General features: G+C 71.6%; 22 protein-coding genes. 16 read left to right on the forward strand and 6 right to left on the reverse strand.

The window, feature by feature from the left end; genetic code table 11:
• The first annotated feature begins 16 nt into the window (after positions 1 to 16).
• Positions 17 to 1,171, forward strand: coding sequence for a lactate 2-monooxygenase (locus Actkin_RS06235; protein ID WP_258906325.1), 1,155 nt, complete (start codon positions 17 to 19; stop codon positions 1,169 to 1,171).
• On the forward strand, positions 1,171 to 2,055 hold the full coding sequence (locus tag Actkin_RS06240; RefSeq protein ID WP_189212231.1) for an AraC family transcriptional regulator: 885 nt from the start codon (positions 1,171 to 1,173) through the stop codon (positions 2,053 to 2,055). The genes Actkin_RS06235 and Actkin_RS06240 overlap by 1 nt, the downstream gene beginning before the upstream one ends.
• On the opposite strand, the gene Actkin_RS06245 is transcribed toward Actkin_RS06240, so the two are convergent.
• Genes Actkin_RS06245 through Actkin_RS06255 form a run of 3 tightly spaced genes read right to left on the reverse strand, consistent with a single transcriptional unit; the run spans position 1,945 to position 5,209 of the window.
• Positions 1,945 to 2,811: an NAD(P)-dependent oxidoreductase gene (locus Actkin_RS06245; RefSeq protein WP_229787108.1), complete on the reverse strand. Its 867-nt coding sequence runs from the start codon at positions 2,809 to 2,811 to the stop codon at positions 1,945 to 1,947. The genes Actkin_RS06240 and Actkin_RS06245 overlap by 111 nt on opposite strands.
• 49 nt (positions 2,812 to 2,860) lie before the next feature.
• Entirely contained in the window at positions 2,861 to 3,562 is a 702-nt protein-coding gene (locus Actkin_RS06250; protein WP_258906328.1) for a hypothetical protein, read from the reverse strand.
• Positions 3,563 to 3,577: 15 nt separating this feature from the next.
• Positions 3,578 to 5,209 (reverse strand): bifunctional 3'-5' exonuclease/DNA polymerase, encoded by a 1,632-nt coding sequence (locus tag Actkin_RS06255; RefSeq protein ID WP_258906329.1) that lies wholly within the window; start codon positions 5,207 to 5,209, stop codon positions 3,578 to 3,580.
• Between the two features lie 263 nt (positions 5,210 to 5,472).
• Here Actkin_RS06255 and Actkin_RS06260 point away from each other — a divergent pair, with 263 nt between their 5' ends.
• Complete coding sequence (locus Actkin_RS06260; protein ID WP_258907866.1) at positions 5,473 to 7,017, forward strand: acyl-CoA synthetase; 1,545 nt, start codon at positions 5,473 to 5,475, stop codon at positions 7,015 to 7,017.
• A gap of 36 nt (positions 7,018 to 7,053) precedes the next feature.
• Here the strand turns inward: Actkin_RS06260 and Actkin_RS06265 are convergent, their stop codons facing one another.
• Positions 7,054 to 7,635, reverse strand: coding sequence for a TetR/AcrR family transcriptional regulator (locus Actkin_RS06265; RefSeq protein WP_258906330.1), 582 nt, complete (start codon positions 7,633 to 7,635; stop codon positions 7,054 to 7,056).
• Positions 7,636 to 7,721: 86 nt separating this feature from the next.
• On the opposite strand from Actkin_RS06265, the gene Actkin_RS06270 reads away from it, so the two are divergent.
• The 9 genes from Actkin_RS06270 (at position 7,722) to Actkin_RS06310 (ending at position 15,582) form a co-directional block, all read left to right on the forward strand.
• Complete coding sequence (locus Actkin_RS06270) at positions 7,722 to 8,921, forward strand: acyl-CoA dehydrogenase family protein (protein ID WP_258906332.1); 1,200 nt, start codon at positions 7,722 to 7,724, stop codon at positions 8,919 to 8,921.
• The gene (locus Actkin_RS06275) at positions 8,918 to 9,706 is read left to right on the forward strand and encodes an SDR family NAD(P)-dependent oxidoreductase (RefSeq protein WP_258906333.1); all 789 of its coding nucleotides are present in this window, start codon (positions 8,918 to 8,920) and stop codon (positions 9,704 to 9,706) included. The genes Actkin_RS06270 and Actkin_RS06275 overlap by 4 nt, the downstream gene beginning before the upstream one ends.
• A complete protein-coding gene (locus Actkin_RS06280) occupies positions 9,703 to 10,455 on the forward strand; it encodes an SDR family oxidoreductase (RefSeq protein ID WP_229787106.1) in 753 nt (250 codons plus the stop codon). Before Actkin_RS06275 ends, Actkin_RS06280 begins: the two co-directional genes overlap by 4 nt.
• Positions 10,452 to 11,492, forward strand: coding sequence for a phosphotransferase family protein (locus tag Actkin_RS06285; RefSeq protein WP_258906334.1), 1,041 nt, complete (start codon positions 10,452 to 10,454; stop codon positions 11,490 to 11,492). Before Actkin_RS06280 ends, Actkin_RS06285 begins: the two co-directional genes overlap by 4 nt.
• Positions 11,489 to 12,130, forward strand: coding sequence for a histidine phosphatase family protein (locus Actkin_RS06290; protein WP_258906335.1), 642 nt, complete (start codon positions 11,489 to 11,491; stop codon positions 12,128 to 12,130). Before Actkin_RS06285 ends, Actkin_RS06290 begins: the two co-directional genes overlap by 4 nt.
• Before the next feature lie 101 nt (positions 12,131 to 12,231).
• Positions 12,232 to 13,065, forward strand: coding sequence for a helix-turn-helix domain-containing protein (locus Actkin_RS06295; protein WP_258906336.1), 834 nt, complete (start codon positions 12,232 to 12,234; stop codon positions 13,063 to 13,065).
• Complete coding sequence (locus Actkin_RS06300; protein WP_258906338.1) at positions 13,062 to 13,214, forward strand: DUF397 domain-containing protein; 153 nt, start codon at positions 13,062 to 13,064, stop codon at positions 13,212 to 13,214. The genes Actkin_RS06295 and Actkin_RS06300 overlap by 4 nt, the downstream gene beginning before the upstream one ends.
• Before the next feature lie 535 nt (positions 13,215 to 13,749).
• Positions 13,750 to 14,625, forward strand: a complete 876-nt coding sequence (locus tag Actkin_RS06305; RefSeq protein WP_258906339.1) for a phosphotransferase family protein — start codon at positions 13,750 to 13,752, stop codon at positions 14,623 to 14,625.
• A gap of 60 nt (positions 14,626 to 14,685) precedes the next feature.
• Positions 14,686 to 15,582, forward strand: coding sequence for an NADP-dependent oxidoreductase (locus Actkin_RS06310; protein WP_258906341.1), 897 nt, complete (start codon positions 14,686 to 14,688; stop codon positions 15,580 to 15,582).
• Here Actkin_RS06310 and Actkin_RS06315 read toward each other — a convergent pair whose 3' ends face one another.
• Positions 15,583 to 15,954 (reverse strand): hypothetical protein, encoded by a 372-nt coding sequence (locus Actkin_RS06315; RefSeq protein ID WP_189212217.1) that lies wholly within the window; start codon positions 15,952 to 15,954, stop codon positions 15,583 to 15,585.
• Positions 15,955 to 16,085: 131 nt separating this feature from the next.
• Here Actkin_RS06315 and Actkin_RS06320 point away from each other — a divergent pair, with 131 nt between their 5' ends.
• Together Actkin_RS06320 and Actkin_RS06325 are read left to right on the forward strand one after the other, a co-directional pair.
• Positions 16,086 to 17,069, forward strand: a complete 984-nt coding sequence (locus tag Actkin_RS06320) for an SMP-30/gluconolactonase/LRE family protein (RefSeq protein WP_189212216.1) — start codon at positions 16,086 to 16,088, stop codon at positions 17,067 to 17,069.
• A gap of 11 nt (positions 17,070 to 17,080) precedes the next feature.
• Positions 17,081 to 17,548, forward strand: a complete 468-nt coding sequence (locus Actkin_RS06325; protein ID WP_258906342.1) for a PPOX class F420-dependent oxidoreductase — start codon at positions 17,081 to 17,083, stop codon at positions 17,546 to 17,548.
• Here Actkin_RS06325 and Actkin_RS06330 read toward each other — a convergent pair.
• Positions 17,511 to 18,158: a Pr6Pr family membrane protein gene (locus Actkin_RS06330; RefSeq protein WP_258906343.1), complete on the reverse strand. Its 648-nt coding sequence runs from the start codon at positions 18,156 to 18,158 to the stop codon at positions 17,511 to 17,513. The genes Actkin_RS06325 and Actkin_RS06330 overlap by 38 nt on opposite strands.
• A 188-nt stretch (positions 18,159 to 18,346) precedes the next feature.
• Between Actkin_RS06330 and Actkin_RS06335 the strand changes: the two genes are divergently transcribed.
• Together Actkin_RS06335 and Actkin_RS06340 are read left to right on the forward strand one after the other, a co-directional pair.
• On the forward strand, positions 18,347 to 18,709 hold the full coding sequence (locus Actkin_RS06335; protein ID WP_189212213.1) for an STAS domain-containing protein: 363 nt from the start codon (positions 18,347 to 18,349) through the stop codon (positions 18,707 to 18,709).
• A gap of 251 nt (positions 18,710 to 18,960) precedes the next feature.
• The gene (locus Actkin_RS06340; protein WP_258906345.1) at positions 18,961 to 19,626 is read left to right on the forward strand and encodes a hypothetical protein; all 666 of its coding nucleotides are present in this window, start codon (positions 18,961 to 18,963) and stop codon (positions 19,624 to 19,626) included.
• Positions 19,627 to 19,638: the final 12 nt, after the last annotated feature.

The following is a 19,638-nucleotide window of genomic DNA, read 5'->3' on the forward strand; positions in this document are numbered from 1 at the left end:
ACGGTGAGGACGCGCGATGGGCCAGCACTCCGGCTACCAGAACGAGATCTACCTGCAGGGGCTGGCCGAGAAGACCCCGCCGTTCACCACCGACGCGACCCGGCTCGAGGCCGTCGCCGCCGAGGCGTTCGCGCCCGGACCCTTCGGCTACGTCGCGGGCGGCGCGGGCTCGGGCGCGACCATGCGCGCCAACCGCGCCGCCTTCGACCGGTGGCGGATCGTGCCCCGGATGCTGGCCGACGCCACCGAGCGGACCCTCGACACCACCGTCCTCGGCACCGCCATGCCCGCGCCCGTGCTGCTCGCCCCCATCGGCGTGCAGTCGATCGTGCACCCCGACGGCGAGCTCGCCACCGCCCGCGCGGCCAAGGCGCTGGGCGTGCCGATCGTGCTCTCCACCGCGTCCTCCTACGCCTTGGAGGAGGTCGCCGAGGCCGCGGGGCCGCGCTGGTTCCAGCTGTACTGGCCCAACGAGCCCGAGGTGTGCGCGAGCCTGCTCCAGCGCGCCAAGCGCGCCGGGTACGAGGTGCTGGTGGTCACCCTCGACACCTGGACCCTCGCCTGGCGCCCGCAGGACCTCGACCAGGCCTACCTGCCGTTCCTGCGCGCGACCGGCGTGGCCAACGCCTTCACCGACCCCGCGTTCCTCGCCGGGCTGGCCAAGTCCCCCGCCGACGACCAGGCGATGGCCGTGCTGCGCTGGGTGTCGCTGTTCACCGGGCAGGACAAGAGCTGGGACCGCCTGCCGTTCCTGCGCGAGCACTGGGACGGCCCGATCGTCCTCAAGGGAATCCAGCACCCCGACGACGCCCGCCGCGCCGCCGACGCGGGCATGGACGGCATCGTGGTGTCCAACCACGGCGGCAGGCAGGTCGACGGCGCGGTCGGCGCGCTGGAGATGCTGCCGGAGATCGCCTCGGCCGTCGGCTCGCGCATGTCGGTGCTGTTCGATTCCGGCGTCCGCACGGGCGCGGACGTGCTCAAGGCGCTCGCCCTCGGCGCCGACGCGGTGCTGATCGGCCGCCCCTACGTCTACGGCCTCGGCCTCGGCGGCGAGGACGGCGTGCGGCACGTGCTGCGCGGCCTGCTCGCCGACCTCGACCTGACGCTGGGCCTGTGCGGCAGGCGCAGCGTGTCCGAAGTGGACTCCAGCCTGGTGCGGAGCGCCTGATGGAGGCCGGGTTCAGGCTCCGCTTCGGCGGCGGGGCCGAGGGCATCGAGCGGTTCGAGGCGTCCCTGCTGGGCGCGGCCTTCTCCACCCACCGCCACGACACCTACGCCATCGGGATGACGCTCTCGGGCGTGCAGACCTTCCGCTTCCGCGGCGAGCGGCGGCAGTGCCTGCCGGGGGAGTGGCACATCCTGCACCCCGACGAGCCGCACGACGGCGCTGCCGGGACCGACGCGGGCTTCCGCTACCGGATCTTCTACCTCGACCCCGCCCTGGTGCAGTCCGCGCTCGGCGGCGCGCCGCTGCCGTTCGTGGCCGACCCGGTGGTCAGCCGCGCCGACCCGATCATGACCGCCCGCCTCGCCGACATCGACGACCCGCTCGACGACCTCGCCGCCGTCGAGCTGACCACGGCGATCGCCGACCTGCTCCGCGCGCACGCCGCGCCCCGCCGCGGCCGCGCCGCCATCGACATCGCCGCGATGACCCGCGTGCGGTCGCTGCTGATCGACGACCCGACCGTCCCGCACAGCGTCGCCGAGCTGGAGCGCGTCGCCGGGTGCGACCGGTGGTCGATGGCCCGCCAGTTCCGGGCCGCGTTCGGCACCAGCCCCACCCGGTTCCGGACGCTGCGCAGGCTCGACATCGCCCGCGGGCTGATCCGCGCGGGACGGCCGCTGAGCGAGGTGGCCGTGGCCGCCGGGTTCGCCGACCAGGCGCACCTGACGCGCATGTTCAAGGGCGCCTTCGGCCTCACCCCGGCGGCGTGGCGGTCATCCGGTTCGCTCGCGCAGGGCGTGGATCACCGCGATCATGTCGGACTTGCCGTGGCCGAGCGCCACGGTCTCGGTGAACAGCGCGTGGCAGGCGTCCAGCAGCGGTGACGCCGTGCCGTTGGCGCGGGCGGCGCCCGCGATGAGCTGGTTGTTCTTGAGGACGTCCGCGCACGCGGCCTGCACGGCGAGGTCCCCGGCGACCAGCTTGGCGGTCTTGGCCCGCGACAGCGCCGACGACATCGGCCCGTTGTCGAGGATCTCCGCCAGCCGCACGGTGTCCAGGCCGTGCTCCTCGGCGAAGTGGAACGCCTCGGCGAGCCCGGTGGCCAGCGTGATCAGGTGCAGGTTGACCGCGAACTTCATCAGCAGAGCGCCCGGGACGGCGCCGCAGTCGACCACCCGCGAGCACATCGCCGCCATCAGCGGCCGCACCCGCTCCGCCGCGCTGCCTGCGACCATGCCCACCAGCGTCGCGCTCTCGGCGGGCCCCTTGGACCCGGAGACCGGCGCCTCCACGTAGTCCCCGCCCGCCGCGGCGATGTCGGCTTCGAGCGCCTGCGAGTAGGTGGCCGCGAGCGTCCCCATCTGCACGACGACCCGCCCGCGCACCCTCGGCCCGAACGCCGGGCCGCCGCGATCGAGCACGGCGTCGACGGCGGCCTCGTCGGCCAGCATCAGGAACACGATCTCGGCGCGGTCGAACACCGCGGCCACGCTCTCGCCCTGCTCGGCGCCCGCCGCCAGCGCGGGTGCGCACTTGGCGGGGGTGCGGTTCCACACGACCACCGGGGTGCCGGATCGCGCGAGGTTGACGGCCATGGGCGAGCCCATGACACCCAGTCCGATGAATCCCACAGTCTCCACACCCGGCGTTGTACTCAGCGGAGCGGGCGCGGTCTTGAAGGTTTGTGCGCTAGTCCCGCGCCCAGACGGTGAGCAGGGCGAACGCGTCCCTCTCGTGGAACTCGACGTCGCTGAGCACCACGATCCGGCCGCGCGGGCTCTCCGCGCAGTAGACGCCGCCCTCGGCCAGGGACAGCCGCGCGGTGCCGAACCGCCGGATCGCGTCCTGGCACTCCTCGCCGTCGGGCACACCCGCGCCGCGCCACTCCGCCAGCGTCCGCTGCCGCTGGTACATGTTCGAGCCCGCGTAGAGGTCCGCGTGGGTGGGGGCGCCGCCGATGCCCTGGAGGTAGTCGAGGGTGAAGACCGCCGACCCGCTGCCCGGACTCGGCGGGATGACGTCGACGTTCACCTGCTGCACAGCCCAGACCTGCGAGTACACGCGCCGGAACCCGGTGGCCGGTCCGGCGGCGGTGGTCTCGGTGGTGGGCCGCGGGTCGGCTGCCGTCGTGGTGGGCTCGACGGCAGCCGCGGTGGTCGTCGGCGCGGCGGTGGCCGGGACGGGCGGCGGCTGGGACTGCCCCGCGGGCGCGGCGGGCTCGTCGCCGACCAGGGCGAGCACCAGCGCCGCGCCGAGGGCGATCACGGCGATCACCACCGCGTACGGCAGCCACGGGCTGCCGAAGAAGATGCGGACGTTGCCACCCGCCTGGGTGAAGATGCCCGAGGCGTTGCCGCCGACGCTGGTGGAGTTCCGGACCTTGCCCGTCATTGATCAATCGTGCCATCACTTGGCGTCGGCGTAGCAGTCCACGACGGTTGCCTGGAGCGGGAAGCGCACGGGTGTCCGCCCGAAGACCAGGCCGGTGGCCTCGGCGGCGGCCGCGTCGAACTCGGCGGCGACGGCGGGGGCGTCGGCGGCCGGGCAGTGCACGATGACCTCGTCGTGCTGGAAGAAGACGATCGCCGCCTCGCTCGCTGCCAGACGGCGGCGCAGCGCGGCGAGCATCGTCAGCGCCCAGTCGGCCGCGCTGGCCTGCACGACGAAGTTGCGGGTGAACCGCCCCCAGTCGCGGGCGGCCCTGCGGCCCGCGGTCTCGTCGGTGGACGTCAGCTCGCGCCACGCCTCGCTCGGCGGCGGGCTGGTGCGGCCCAGGCGCGAGCGCACGACCCGGCCCTGCTCTCCGGCGCGGGCAGCGTGCTCGACGTAGTCGACCGCGCGCGGGAAGCGTTTGCGCAGCACGGCCAGCAGCGGTCCGGCCTCGCCGCTGGTGCCGCCGTACATCGCCGAGAGCATGGCGATCTTCGCCCGGCCCCGGTCGCCGCCGAAGGCGTCCGCGGCGAGGCTGGTGTAGAGGTCGACCGACGCCGACACCTCGGCGAACCGCTGGTCCTCGGCCAGCGCGCCGAGCACGCGCGGCTCCAGCTGGGCGGCGTCGGCGACCACCAGCGACCAGCCGGGATCGGCGCGCACGGCCGTTCGCAGCAGCTTGGGCAGTTGCAGCGCCGCCCCGCCGCGCGTCGCCCACCGCCCGGAGACCACGCCGCCGACGACGTACTCCGGGCGGAACCGCCCGCCGTCGACCCAGCTCTCCAGCCACGACCACCCGTGCGCGACGTACAGCCGCGCCAGCTCCTTGTACTCCAGCAGCGGCTCGACGGCCGGGTGGTCGACCTCCCGCAGCACCCACGCCCGCGCCGACGGGATCTCGATGCCCTCCCTGGCGAACGCGGCCACGATGCTCGCGGGCGCGTCCGGGTTGACCGCCCGGCCGTGGAACGCCGCGGTGATCCGGTCGGCCAGCGCCGCCAGCTTCGCGGGCCGCCCCCCGGGCGATGGCCGCGGGCCCAACGCGGTGACCAGCAGCTCGGCGTGGATGTCGGCCCGCCAGGGCAGCCCGTGGTGGGTCATCTCGGCAGCGGCCAGCGCCCCGGCGGACTCCGCTGCCGCCAGCAGCCGCAGCCGCTCGGGATGCGCGGTCGCGGCGATGCGCCGCTCCTGGTCGGCGTGGACGGCCTCGATGGCGTCCAGCACGTCGACCCCGGCGGGCGTGGTCCCGCGGTCGGGCTCGAACAGCGTCGGCTGCTCGCCCTTGGCGATCGGCCGGGGGTCGGCGGGCTCCGGCCCGCCCCGCAACCGGGCCCAGGCCGCCGCCAGGTTCCTCGGCCGCCTCGGCGTCTCGGCGAAGGCGAGCAGCAGCGCCTCGACCAGCCCGAGGTCGTGGCACCGGCCCAGCCGGACCCCGCGCTCGAGCAGCGCCGGGTACAGCTCCTCGGCCGAGGGCACGATCCACCGCGGCCCCTCGGCCTCCATGCCTGCCATCCACCCGGCGAGGTCGTCGGTCTCGACGGTCGTGGCGGAGCCCAGCACGCGGGCCCTGCCCCGACCGTCCCCCGTGGGTACCACCGCGACCAGCACGAGGTGATTCTGCCGCCGGGGACCGACAGCCTGCCTCACTTTCGGCCAGCGGGAGCAGGCGCCGTCTCCCCGCACGGGCCGGATCTTGCTCTCCCCCAGTGTCCCGTGCGTCCCGTTTTGCGCCCCCCGCGACGAGTTCCCGGACGCGTGGTTGACGGGGCCGAGGGGCCTGGGGCACGGTGTTACCCATCAGTAACAGCCGGGGAGGCGTGGTGTCCGAGATCCTCACCAAGGCCAAGGTGGCGGTGCGCAGCGTCGACGTGATGCGCAGGGCCGGGCTCGTGCCGCTGTCGCGTCCCGACCACGTGCTCAAGTCCGCGCTCGCCGTGCGCAGGCTCGGGCCGATCGCCGGGGCCGCGCAGGTGGCCGCGACCAGGGACAAGACCGCCGTCGGGCTGGTCGACGAGCGCGGCCCGCTGACCTTCCACGAGCTCGACACCCGCTCCAACGCGCTCGCCCGCGCGCTCCAGCAGCGGGGTGTCACCGACAAGTCCGTGGTCGCCCTGCTCGCGCGCGATCACCGAGGGGCCGTCGAGACCATGCTGGCCGCGGGCAAGATCGGAGCCCGGCTGCTGCTCATGAACACCGGCTTCGCCCGCCCGCAGCTGATCGACGTGGCCGAGCGCGAGGGCGTGACCGTCTTCGTGCACGACGAGGAGTTCGCCGACCTCGCCGAGGCGGTGTCCGTTCCGCGGTTCCTGTCCTGGGGCGAGGGCGGCACGACGCTGGAGCAGCTGATCGCCGAGGCCGACGACAAGCCGCTGCCCGCGCCCGCCGAGCCCGGCGGCATGGTGCTGCTGACCAGCGGGACCACCGGCACCCCCAAGGGCGCGCCCCGCCAGGTCCGCTCCCCGCTGGCCGCCGCCCAGTTCCTCGACCGGGTGCCGCTGCGCGCGGGGGAGTGCACGGTCCTCGGCGCGCCGCTGTTCCACGCGACCGGGCTGTCGCAGTTCATCCTGTCGTTCGCCCTCGGGTCCTGCGTCGTGCTGCGGCGCAAGTTCGACCCGGAGACGATGCTGGCCGACATCGCCGCCAACAGGGCCACCGCCGTCGTGCTGGTCCCGACGATGCTGCAGCGCGTCCTCGACCTCGGCCCGGAGGTCCTGGCCAAGTACGACACGTCCTCGCTGCGCATCCTCTTCACCGCGGGCTCGGCGCTCTCCCCCGAGCTGGGCAACCGCGCCACGAAGGCGTTCGGCGACGTCATCCACAACCTGTACGGGTCCACCGAGGTCGCCGTCGCCACCGTGGCCACGCCGGAGGACTGGAAGGCCGCCCCGGGCACCGTGGGCAAGCCGCCCGTGGGCTGCCGGGTCGTGCTCTACGACAACGACGGCAAGCCGATCACCGAGCCGCACGTCACCGGCCGGGTGTTCGTCGGCAGCGGCCTCAGCTTCGCCGGGTACACCGACGGCCGCACCAAGGACATGATCGACGGCCTGCTCTCCAGCGGCGACATCGGCCACTTCGACGCCGAGGGCAGGCTGTTCATCGACGGCCGCGACGACGACATGATCGTCTCCGGCGGCGAGAACGTCTTCCCGGCCGAGATCGAGAACCTGCTGGTCGAGTACCCCGGCGTGGTCGAGGCGGCCGTCCTCGGCGTCACCGACGAGCAGTTCGGCCAACGCCTCAAGGCCTACGTCGTCGTGGACAACCCCGCCACGGTCACCGCCGACGACCTGCGCGAGCACGTCAAGGCCAACCTGGCCCGCTTCAAGGTCCCCCGCGACGTCGTCTTCCTCGACGAGCTCCCCCGCAACGCCACCGGAAAGCTCATGCGCAAGCAGCTCACCGAACTGGGCTGAGCCACTCGCGCGGACCGCCGAGGGCCCGTTGGGCGGTCAGCGGCGGACGAGGCCATCCAGAGTGGACAACAGCAGCTCCACCAGCGCGTCGTGGTCGGTGCGGCCGCGGCCGGTCCACTCGATGGTCAGCTCCTCGGCGAACGCCCACCAGGCGCGCACCGCGAGTTCGGTGACCTCGTCCGGCTCGGCGAGGCCCAGCGCGTCCAGGGTGCGCTCGGTCAGGGCCGTCTGGGTCTCGTCGTGCACCGCGCGCACCCAGTCGCCCTGGCCGCCCGCGCGGAACAGGCCCACGTACTGCGAGCGCCGCCGGGTCAGGAAGGCGATGTAGCCCTCCACGATCGCGCGCAGCCGCTGCGGACCGGGCGCGTCCGGGTCGACCCGGGTCGCGCGCAGCATGCGGCGGCCCGCCGCGCGCACGACCTCGACGTAGAAGTCCTGCTTGGTGGGGAAGTAGTGGAACAGCAGGCTGCGCGCGATCCCGGCCTGCGCCGCCACGTCGTCGACGGTGATGTCGTGGATCGGCCGGGTGGTCAGCATGCGCAGGCCGATGCCGATCAGCTGGCGGCGGCGGTCCTCGGCGGTGCGCCGGGTCCGGGTGGGCCGCGTCACCTGGTCCATGGTCCTCCTGCTGTTGAGCGCTGCTCGATAAGGAGGGTACCTTGTCGAGCAGTGTTCAATAGCAGTCGTCCGGTCGGGAGGCCGCCGTGGACTTCGCCCACTCCGCCAAAGCCGCCGAGTACCTGGCGCGCGTCACCGAGTTCATCGCCACCGAGATCGAGCCGGTCGAGCCCGAGTACCACCGCGAGCTGGCGCGGCTGGACGACCCGTGGACGGTGCTGCCGGTCATCCCCGAGCTGAAGGCCAAGGCCCGCGAGCGCGGGCTGTGGAACCTGTTCCTCCCGTCGGTCTCCGGCCTGACGAACGTCGAGTACGCCCTGCTGGCCGAGGCGATGGGCCGCTCGGCCATCGCGCCCGAGGTCTTCAACTGCAACGCCCCCGACACCGGCAACATGGAGGTCCTGCACCTCTACGGCTCCCCGGAACAGCAGGAGCGCTGGCTCACCCCGCTGCTCGACGGCGAGATCCGCTCCGCGTTCTGCATGACCGAGCCGGACGTCGCCTCCTCCGACGCCACCAACATGGCCGCCACCGCGGTCGTCAAGGGCGATGAGGTGGTGCTCAACGGCCGCAAGTGGTTCTCCACCGGCATCGGCCACCCCAACTGCAAGGTCCTCATCTTCATGGGCCTGACCGACCCGGACGCGCACAAGTACCTCCAGCACTCGATGGTCCTGGTCCCGCTGGACACCCCGGGCGTCGCGATCGAGCGGATGCTGCCGGTCTTCGGCCGCCACGACGAGCCGTTCGGCCACGGCGAGGTGAGCTTCACCGACGTGCGGCTGCCCGCGAGCGCGATCATCGCCGGGCCCGGCCGCGGCTTCGAGATCGCCCAGGGCCGCCTCGGACCCGGCCGCATCCACCACTGCATGCGGCTCATCGGCCTGGCCGAGAAGTCGCTCGATTTGGCCTGCAAGCGCGCCAGCACGCGCACCGCGTTCGGCAAGCCGCTGGTCAACCTCGGCGGCAACCGCGAGCGCATCGCGCAGGCCCGCATCGCCATCGAGCAGGCCAGGCTGCTGGTGCTGCACGCCGCGTGGAAGATCGACACCGTGGGCGCGATGGCCGCCCGCTCGGAGATCTCCCAGATCAAGGTCGCGGTGCCGAACATGGCCCTCGGCGTGATCGACATGGCCATCCAGCTCCACGGCGGCGCGGGCATGACCGACGACTTCCCGCTGGCCGCCGCCTACTCCGGCGCGCGGTCGCTGCGCCTGGCCGACGGTCCCGACGAGGTCCACCTGGGTGTGATCGCCCGCCTTGAGCTGAAGAAGCACCTGTCGTGAGCCGGGTCCTGGTCACCGGCGCGGGCTCCGGCCTCGGCGCGGCGCTGGCCCGCGGGTTCGCCGCCCGGGGCGATCAGGTCCTGGTGACCGATGTGGACGGTGACGCGGCGAAGGCGGTCGCGGACGGGATCGGAGCCGAACACCGCGCCCTCGACGTCACCACCGACGACTGGGCCGCCGCCCGCGAGTGGTGCGCCGAGCACTGGGGCGGGCTCGACGTGCTGGTCAACAACGCGGGCGTCGGGTCGGGTGGGCGCATGGAGCGCATCCCGCTCGCCGACTGGGACTGGATCTGGGACATCAACGTGCGCGGCGTCGTCCGCGGCTGCGCGGAGTTCATCCCGGTGTTCAAGGAGGCGGGCGCGGGCCACCTGGTCAACATCGCCTCGCTCGCGGCCATCATGAACCTGCCCGGCATGGCGTCCTACAACGTCACCAAGGCGGGCGTGCTCGCGCTCTCGGAGACCCTGCGCCACGAGTTGCGCCCGTACGGGATCACGACCACCGTCGTGTGCCCGGGTTTCTTCCAGACCAACCTCAACGACCGGCTGCGCACCCCGGACCCGGCCGCGCTCAGGCTCAGCCGGAAGCTGATGGCCTCGGCCACGGTCACCGCAGACGACGTGGCCGCGCGGGTGATCGCGGGCGTCGCCGCCCGCCGGTTCCTGGTGCACACCCACCGCGACGGCCGCCGCGCCCACCTGCTCAAGCGGCTGCTGCCCGGGGTCGTCGACCGCCAAGTCGCCAAGTACTGGGCCCGCATCCGGCCCGCCATGGAGAAGTGATGACGCGCAAGAACATCCTGATCACGGGAGCCAGCTCCGGCCTCGGCGCGGAGATGGCCCGCCAGTTCGCCGCGCGCGGCCGCAACCTCGCGCTCGCGGCGCGCCGGGTGGAGAACCTCGACGGGCTCAAGGCGGAGATCACCGCGGCGAACCCCGGCATCACGGTCAGCGTGCGCGCGCTGGACGTCAACGACCACGACGCGGTGTTCAAGGTGTTCGGCGAGTTCCGCGACGACCTCGGCTCGCTCGACCGGGTGATCGTGAACGCCGGACTGGGCAAGGGCCAGCCGATCGGCACGGGCTACTTCGCGGCCAACAAGCAGACCGCCGAGACCAACTTCGTCGCCGCGCTCGCCCAATGCGAGGCCGCCATGGAGATCCTGCGCGCGCAGAACGCGGGCCACCTGGTGATGATCTCGTCGATGAGCGCCATGCGGGGCATGCCGCGCAACCTGACGACCTACGCGGCCACCAAGGCGGGCGTCTCCGCGCTCGCCGAGGGCATCCGCGCCGACGTGGCCCGCACGCCGATCAAGGTCACCACCATCCACCCCGGCTACATCCGCTCGGAGATGAACGAGCGCGTCGCCAAGACCCCGCTCATGGTCGACACCAGGACCGGCGTGACCGCGATGGTGAAGGCGATCGAGAGCGAGACCGGCAGCGCGTGCGTGCCCCGGTGGCCGTGGAGCGTGCTGGGCTTCGCGATGCGGCACCTGCCGCTGGGCGTCGTGGCGAGGATGTCGTGAGGGACGAGCCCGGTTCGGTCCGCGGCGAGGACAGCTTCGACGTCGCCGCGGTCGACAGCTGGTTGAAGTCCATTGTGGAGCTGGACGGGACGCCGTCGGTGCGGCAGTTCCCCGGCGGGGCGTCGAACCTGACGTACCTGCTGACCTATCCCGGCCGGGAGCTGATCCTGCGTCGCCCGCCGGTGGGCCGCAAGGCCGCGTCGGCGCACGACATGCGCCGCGAGTACCGCGTGCAGCGCGGGCTCAAGCCGGTGTACCCGTACGTGCCGACGGTGATCGGGTTCTGCGACGACCACGCCGTCCTGGGCTCGGACTTCTACGTCATGGAGCGCATCCCGGGCACGATCCTGCGCGGCGAGCTGCCGCCGGGGATGGCGTTGGACGAGGCCGGGGCGCGGAAGCTGTCGACGGCCCTGTTCGACCGGCTGGTGGACCTGCACCGGGTCGACCCGGCCACGGCGGGCCTTGCCGACCTGGGCAAAGGCGCGGGCTACGTCGGCAGGCAGGTGAGCGGCTGGTCCACGCGCTACCGCGCCGCCCGCACGGAGAACGTGCCCGACTTCGAGTCGGTCATGGCCTGGCTCGCCGAGCACCAGCCCGACGACGTGGCCACGGTCGTCATCCACAACGACTGGCGCTTCGACAACGTCGTGCTCGACGACGCCCTGGACATCGTCGGCGTCCTCGACTGGGAGATGTCCACCCTGGGCGACCCGCTGATGGACCTCGGCGGCGCGGTCGCGTACTGGATCGAGCCCGGCGACGACGCCGTCTTCCAGCAGGCCCGCCGCCAGCCCACCCACGTGCCCGGCATGCTGACCCGCGCGGAACTGGTCGACCACTACTGCGCCGCCTCCGGCCTGCGCCCGGCCAACTGGGCTTTCTACGAGGTGTTCGGCCTGTTCCGGCTCGCGGTGATCATGCAGCAGATCTACTACCGGTACCACCACGGGCAGACCCACAACGAGCGGTTCAAGGACTTCTGGATGTTCGTGGGCTACCTGGAGTGGCGCTGCCGGGAGGTGGCGGGCCGGTGAGCGTCATCTACCTCGTCCGCCACGGCCAGGCGTCCTTCGGCCAGGCGGACTACGACGTGCTGTCCCCGACGGGCGAGCGCCAGGCGAAGATCGTCGGCGCGGAACTGGCGTCGCGGGGCGTGCAGCCGGTGTCGGTGCTGTCGGGGACGCTGTCGCGGCAGAAGGCCACCGCCGAGATCGCGTTGGCCGCCGCGGGCCTGTCGGTGCCGTGCGTGGCGGACGCGCGCTGGAACGAGTACGACCACTTGGGCCTGGTAGCGGCCTTCGTCGACCCGCTGCCGACCGATCCCCGCGATTACCAGTCGGCGCTGGATCGCGCGCTGCACACGTGGGTTACCGAAGGCAGGGTCGCGGGCGCAGCAGGCTCATTTGCGGACTTCGCCGCCGCGGGCACCGCCGCCCTCGCTGAGGTTTCACGTGCGGGAACCGCCCTGGTCTTCACCTCCGGCGGCGTGATCGCGGCCCTGTGCGCGGGCCTGCTGGGCTTGGGACCAGCGGGTCTGGTGGCGTTGAACAGGGTCGTGGTCAATGCCGCCATCACCAAGATCGTGGTCGGCCGCTCCGGTTCGTCCCTGGTGTCGTTCAATGACCACGGGCACTTCGAGGGCCCTAATCGCGAGTTGCTGACATACAGATAGATCACTCATCCGTGGTACCTGAAAGGCCAAGCCGGACGCCTCCCGATCAAGATAGTTTGCCGACCTGACACGCGATTGCGAGCTGAGAAAGGGTCGGCACAATGGGAGGCGCTCGGAAACCGTCGCAGGCAAGGGATCGCGCCATCGGCGCCCTGCTCCGCACCATCCGCACCGAGCGGACCGACCTGTCCCTCGAACAGGCCGCCGCTGCCGTAGGGATCTCCACCCCCACACTCAGCAGGACCGAGAACGGCAAACGCCACATCACCGTCGAGGACGTGGCCAGCCTGCTGACGGTGTACAAGGTCCCGTACGCGGAGCGGGAGAGCATCTGCGCGACCGTCAGGGCACCCAATCTGCCCGGCTGGTGGTCACGACCACTTCCCGGCGTCACAGCCGATGTAGGGACGTTGGCAGGCTATGAGGCAACGGCGAACGTGGTGACGAACTGGTCCAACGCGCTCGTGCCCGGAATGTTGCAGACCTGCGCCTACGCGATGGGCTTCATGAAGATCGATGGCGCTTCAGATGCGGAAGCCGAGATGCGTTGGCTGGCTCGACTGCGAAGGCAGCAGGTCCTTCCCACGATCGACTACACCGCGTTCATCCACGAGGCCGTGCTACACACTGCCTACGGCGGCAGGGAGGCGCTTGCCGAGCAGCTCAGCCATCTTCACGACGTAGGGACCAGGGGTGTCGGCGTCCGTATCGTCCGTCGCCAACCACATGCGGCGATGCTGCACTCCTGGATGCTGATCGAGTTCCCGTCCTGCCCGCCGATCGTGCACGTTGAGCTGCAGCGCAGCAGTGTCGACCTCCATGACGAGGAGGTCGACGTATACCTAGGGTTGCGGTCGACGCTGAACAAGATCGCCCTTTCGGCTGCGGAAAGCCGCAGTATGATCGAGCGACTGATAGAGAGGGTGAGCCCATGAACTGGCGTAAGTCGTCCCGCTCCGGCAACCAGAGTGACTGCGTCGAGCTGCGACAAGACCTGAGCGCCGCCCGCGACAGCAAGAACCCGAACGCCACCCTCCCCCTCACCCCCACCGCGATCCGGAACCTCATCGCCCACGTGCGGTGAACCATCAAGTGTCGCCGCTCCCTCGGCCGGCGGCTGACCAAAGAGCGATTGCCTGCCATTACTGGAACGCCCATCCCACCCTCCGCTATGGCAGGTCCCTGGTCTCGAATCGCTGGTGCGCCGGTTGTCCGCGAGGATCGCCGCCACCTGCGGCAGCACAGGACGGGATGTCTCTCCGTTGTCGCCCAGCAGGCAGGTTGACATCGGGTGGCACACCTTCATCTGGCTCGACACCCGTGCCTACCACGAATTCTGCGAGCGTGTCTGCGGCCGGTACATCCACCACATCGACCACGATGGTGGCGCACCGGGGCAGGCGCGGGCGGACACAGTCGATGCGATCCGGCAGGCGGGTTTCTTCGTGGACGCCGAGTTGTGGCCGAGCTCTGCGTCCTGCGGCCCCTGCCACGAGGACGGCAACTGCAACGCCTCAGGTGGCGACGGGAACGAGAACTCCGACACGCGCAGGAAGTTCGCTGCGGCGCTAGGGTGACTCCCGGCCGCACAAGGGCGACGCGGCCCGGTAGGAGGCCTGATGCCCGCGAAGCTGTCCTGGGACGACCTGCCGGGCGCTGTTCGTCTGTCGGTGGAGCGGCACGCGGGCCCGATCTCCGTCATCGAACGGGTCGTGGTCGGGCAGAGCAGCGACATCACCTGCGTGCTGCACCTCGGTGACTCGCGTCGGGTCTTCCTCAAGGGCGTCCGAGGTCGCCGTCCCGCGATGCGGTGGTTGCGCAACGAGACAGCCGCCGCTCGGCATGTTGTCGGCATCGCCCCCGAAGTCCTGTTCTCCGAGGATGTCGCGGTCGATGGTGACGACTGGCTGGTGGTGGGCTTCGAGCACGTGTCGGGTCGACCCGCGGACCTCTCGCCAGGGTCGCCCGATCTCGCCCCGGTCGCCCAGGTCGTCGAACGGATTGCCGAGGTCAGGGCACCGGACCTGCGTCCGTTGACCATGCGCTGGCCGGAGACGCACTGGTGGCGTGACCTCGCCGTCGCCCAACCGGAAGCCGTGCACGGCCTCGACCCCGCCCGACTGGACGCGCTCTCCGCCGAGCTGCCCGCATTGGTCGACGGCGATCGGCTTGTTCACACCGACCTGCACGGGGACCAGTTCCTGCTGTGCGGTCCTTCCGCCCGCGTGATCGACTGGGGGATGCCGGGCAGGGGCGCGGCCTGGGTGGACACCGCCTACCTGATCGTGCGGCTCATCGAGCGCGGACACTTCCCTGCCGAGGCCGAATCATGGGCGCGGAGCCGGGGAACCTGGTCGGCCGACGCGGAAGCCGCGCTGACCCCGTGGGCCGTCTACCTCGCTGGGATGTGGACAAGCTGGGTGCGGCAGGGCCGCTGTACCGCCACGCGTGCTGCGCTCGCCCAGCGCTACATGCGATGGCGTCTGGGCACTTGACCTCTTCCATAGTGGAGGTTGCACGATCGCCGTCATGAACCAACTGAACGGCGCGCAGTCGTGAAGGCCGTTGTCGCCACCGCTGCCGGTGGTCCTGATGTCCTCGAACTGGTCGACCTACCCGACCCCCTGCCCGGTTCCGGCCAGATCCGCGTGCGGGTCAAAGCGGCTGGTGTGCAGCCGTTCGACGTCGGTGTTCGGCAGGGGTGGGCGCCCAGGGGGATCGAGATCCGGCATCCCCAGCTGTTGGGCAACGAGTTCGCGGGCGTGGTCGACCTGCTCGGCCCGGACGTCACCGCCTTCGCCCCGGGGGACGCCGTCGTCGGGTTCGCGGTTCTCGCCTGCTACGCCGAATACGTCGTCGTCAACGTCGATCAGGTCGTGGTCAAGCCTGCGGCCATGTCCTTCGAGCAGGCGGGTGGCTTGTCCGGCAGTGGCCAGGCCGCCCACACCGCGCTCGAAGACCTGCGGGTGGGCGCGGGTGACACGCTGCTCGTGCACGCCGCAGCGGGCGGGGTCGGGACGGTGGCTGTGCAGCTTGCCAAACAACGGGGCGCGACCGTGATCGGCACGGCCGGCGCGGCCAACCACGAGTACCTGCGCGAGCTGGGCGCCATCCCCGTCACCTACGGACCCGGGCTCGTCGAACGCGTCCGGGCGGTCGCGCCGAACGGTGTGGACGCGGCGCTCGACGGGGCGGGGGCGGAGGCGTTGCGGGCGTCGGTCGAGTTGGTGGCCGACCGGTCGCGGATCGGGACGCTCGTGGCGTTCGACCTGGTCGACGAACTCGGGGTGCGGGCGTTGTTCAGCAGGCGGTCGGCCGACCGGCTCGCCGCGCTGACCGCGGCGCACCCGCGTGTCCACGTCCGCGCGACGTACCCGCTCGCCGACGCGGCCGCCGCGCACCGCGACGTCGAGACCGGGCATGGTAGGGGCAAAGTCGTCATCGTGCCTTGACTATTGGCGGCTCGTGCGCGTGGACCACAGCTTGCACGTCTGGATCTGGTGCAGCCAGAACGTGGTCGCGTCGCGCTTGTCGGCGATGGTGGCGGTGACGATCAGCGGGTCGGGCTGGTTGTTGAGCCGGAAATAGGCGGCGTCGGGGAAGTCGCGTCTGGGGCCTGCGGCGTGCACCACCAGGGCGTCCAGCGGCGGCAGGCCGCGCTCGGCGCAGCGTTGGTGGAACTGGGTCATGAACTCGTCGATCACTTGCGGGTCGGCCGAGGGCAGACCGGCCGCGCTGAACAGCTGCGAGTAGTTCGTCAGCGCGCCATTGGTCTGGATCACATGGTCGATGGCCTGGTCGACGTGCTCCCTGGTGAAGTGCACGGCCTGCTCCCTGAACCTTGAAAGGGCGTGGGTGAACTGCATCGTCGGGAGCAGCGCGGATGCTACCTGCGGTGGTGGCATCCGGTCCCGCTCGTCAGGATGGGGGAGACGCCGACCAGAAGGAGCCGATGATGCGCAGGCCCGCGATCGAGCCCGTCGTCTGGAAGGCGCCCCGCGCCGGCCGCAGGCCCCCGCCGTCGCTGCCGCCGCTGACCGTCTGGCACGTCAACGGCAGCGGGGCCGAGGACGTCCTGGTCGACGACAAGGGCAACGTCTACACCGGCGTCGACGACGGCCGCGTCCTGCGGCTCACCTCCGACGGGCGGCGGCTGGACACGATCGCCGACACCGGGGGCCGCCCGTTGGGGCTGGAACACCTGCCCGATGGTCGACTCCTGGTGTGCGACGCCAAGCGCGGCCTGCTGGCCGTCGACCGGGTGACGGGCGCGGTGGAGACGCTGGTGCCCAGGAGCCCGCAGCTGCACCTGTGCAACAACGCCGCCGTCACCGCGGACGGCACGATCTACTTCACCGACTCCACCCAGCGGTTCGAGCTGACCCACTGGAAGGCCGACCTGCTGGAGCACACCGGGACCGGCCGGTTCCTGCGCCGCACCCCGGACGGCACGGTCGACGTCCTGCGCAGCGGCCTGCAGTTCCCCAACGGCGTCGCGCTCGCCCCGGACGAGTCCTTCGTGGTCTTCGCCGAGATGTGGGAGTACCGGCTGATCCGGCTGTGGCTCTCCGGCGCGCGGGCGGGCGAGTTCGACGTCATCGCCGACAACCTGCCCGGCTTCCCCGACAACATCTCCACCGGCAGCGACGGGCACATCTGGATCGCCTTCGCCAACCCGCGCGACCCGCGCCTCGACCTGCTGCTGCGGACCCCGCCCGCGCTGCGCAAGGCGCTGTGGCGGCTGCCGGAGCGGTTGCAGCCCGCGGAGAAGAAGACCGTGTGGGTACGGGCGATCGACGGCGGCACCGGCCAGGTGCTGCACGACTTCTACGGCGCCGGTGTCGGCTACCACATGGTCACCGGGGTCCGGGAGCACGACGGCCGGGTGTACCTGGGCAGCCTGGAGGAACGCGCGGTGGCGTTCTTCGACCTGCCGTAGTGTCGAGTGGCATGTCGCCCAGAATCGCCACCGCTGAGCATCCCGGACGCGATGAGTTGATCTCTTTCCTGCGGGGCCGCTCGCGGTGCGTGCTGGTCACGACCAGGGCGGACGGGACGCCGCAGCTGTCGCCGGTCTCGGCGGGCGTCGACACTGCGGGCAGGCTGGTCGTGTCCACCTATCCCGAGCGGGCGAAGGCGCGCAACATCCGGCGCACCCCCTCGGTCTCGGCGTGCGTGCTCTCCGACGACTGGAACGGGCCGTACGTGCAGGTCGACGGCCGGGCCGAGGTGCTCGACCTGCCGGACGCGCTGGAGCCGCTGGTCGAGTACTACCGGTCGATCTCCGGCGAGCACCCCGACTGGGACGACTACCGCGCCGCGATGGTGCGCCAGGGCAAATGCCTGATCCGGGTGGAGATCCAGCGGTGGGGGCCGATCGCTACCGGGGGCTTCCCGCCTCGGCTGGCGCCCGCGTGAGCACGCGGTCCAGCGCGAGCGCGCCGAAGGCCAGGAGCAGGAACAGCGCGGCGACGGCCAGGCTGTTCAGCAGGACGCTGCCGTAGCCGTTCAGCGCCACGTCGAGGAACGGGTACGGGTAGAACTCCGCGATCGGGCCGCGGATCAGCGTGAACACCAGGTACAGCGCGGGGAACAGCAGCGCGTGCAGCGCCGTCCGGAGCCCGATCCGGGCGCGCGGGCCGAACAGCAGCCAGCCGACGACCGTCAGGATCGGGGTCGCGGTGTGCAGCAGCAGGTCCGCGAGGTGCGCGAGGCCGGTCAGGTCATAGAGCGAGCGCAGGACCGTGTGGTAGACGACGCCGGTCACCGCGATGCCGATGAGGCCCGCCAGGCGGAACGCCGCGAACACCGGTCCCGTGCGGTTCGGATCGCGCGCGAGCAGGGCGTGCGTGAGGCAGACGATCAGGTTCGACTGGATCGTGAAGTAGCAGAGCATGGTGAAGACGCGGCCTGCTGCGGTCTCGAACTGACCGCTGGTCGCCGTGATCGAGACGGTGGTCTGCACGGCGAGCCCGGCCAGCGCGACCAGGGCCGTGAGGCCGAACCAGAGCCGGGACGTGGGGCGCATGTGGGTGAACATAACCCCGGGCCGTGACCGAACGCGTGTGATGCTCGCGTAATTCAGCGATTGGAGTGTGATTTGAGTGGCATTCGGGTCGGCGAACGGGTGGTCGGGTCCGCGGCGGTGATCGCTCCGTTATAGTCCGTGGGCCTGGTGTGACCGGGCAATCCCCCTTGTGTGGCTGGAGGAGTTTCGTGACGCCCTTGGTCGTGACCACCCGGCGGACGCGCTCCGCCGTCGTGGTCGCCGCGCGGGGGCGCATCGACCTTGCGGGCGAGGAGCCGTGGCGCCAGCAGGTCGAGGAGGCCTGCGGGGAGAACTCCGCCAAGATGCTCGTCGTGGTGGACCTGACCGAGGTGGGATACCTCAGCGTCGGCACCGCGCCCCTGCTGATCAGGGCGCATTACCACTGCCTGCACCGGGGACGGCGGCTGCGCGTCGCGGCCCGGCCGGGGCCGGTGCTGCGCACGCTGCACCTGACCGGCGTCCACGAGATCGTCTCGATCTGCCCGGACCTCGACGCCGCGCTGCGGCCGCTGGTCGCCTCGCGGTGGTAAACGGGCGCGACACGCGTTATTGATCCGACGGCACGCGATGATGCCTGATCGAGTTATCCGGCGTGGAGCAATTCTGGCCGTCCGTGACGGAATGTCCCATTCCGGCCCCGATGGTGGTCGCCCGTACCGCGACCGCCGTATCCGGACCGGGTGAAGCCGGGGTGATCACAATGGGTGATCATATGGTGTCCTTTGATTGCGCCTGGTAGCGGTTGAAAGGGGGCAGTGGACCAAACCGGAGAGGAACTTCGATGAATCGACACCTCGGGCGGATCGCGGCCGCTGTCATGGCCGTGGGCGTGATGTCCACGGCGGCCACGGGCCTCGCCATCGCGACGACCCCGGTGGTCGCCGAGAGCGAGCCCCGGACCGTCGAGTCCGACCTGACGGCACTGCACGAGCGCATCGCGACCGCCGTGACGGCGGGCGACTCCTTCGCCCTGATCGAGGCCGTCACCGACCTGCCGCCCGCGATCGCCGCCGCCTACGAGGTGGCGCGGTCGGAGCGGGCGTTCGGACTGCTCGACGAGGCCGACGCGCTGGCGGCGCAGATCCGGGACTCCTGGCCGTGGGACCCGTACCGGCCGCCGACGGCGGTGGCCACGCTGGTCAACTCGCTGCTCAGCGTGATCGAGGCGTACCTGCAGGAGATGGGCGAGCCGGTCGTGGTGCATTACCCGGTGCCGGTGTGGGAGCCCGTGCCCATGTGGGGACCGGTGCCCTTGTGGGGACCGGTGCCGGTGTGGGGGCCTGACCCGGTGGTCGGCGAGCCCGCTGCGGAGGCGCCGGTGATCGAGGACCCGGTGATCGAGGAGCCCGCGATCGAGGACCCGGTCATCGAGGAGCCGGTGATCGACCAGCCGGAGGTCAGCGGTCCGGTGATCGGGGACGCGGTGTCGACCCCGGCGGCGCCCTGAGAACTTTCTCGG

This window comes from Actinokineospora sp. UTMC 2448 (assembly GCF_024760565.1).
Taxonomy (GTDB): domain Bacteria; phylum Actinomycetota; class Actinomycetes; order Mycobacteriales; family Pseudonocardiaceae; genus Actinokineospora; species Actinokineospora fastidiosa.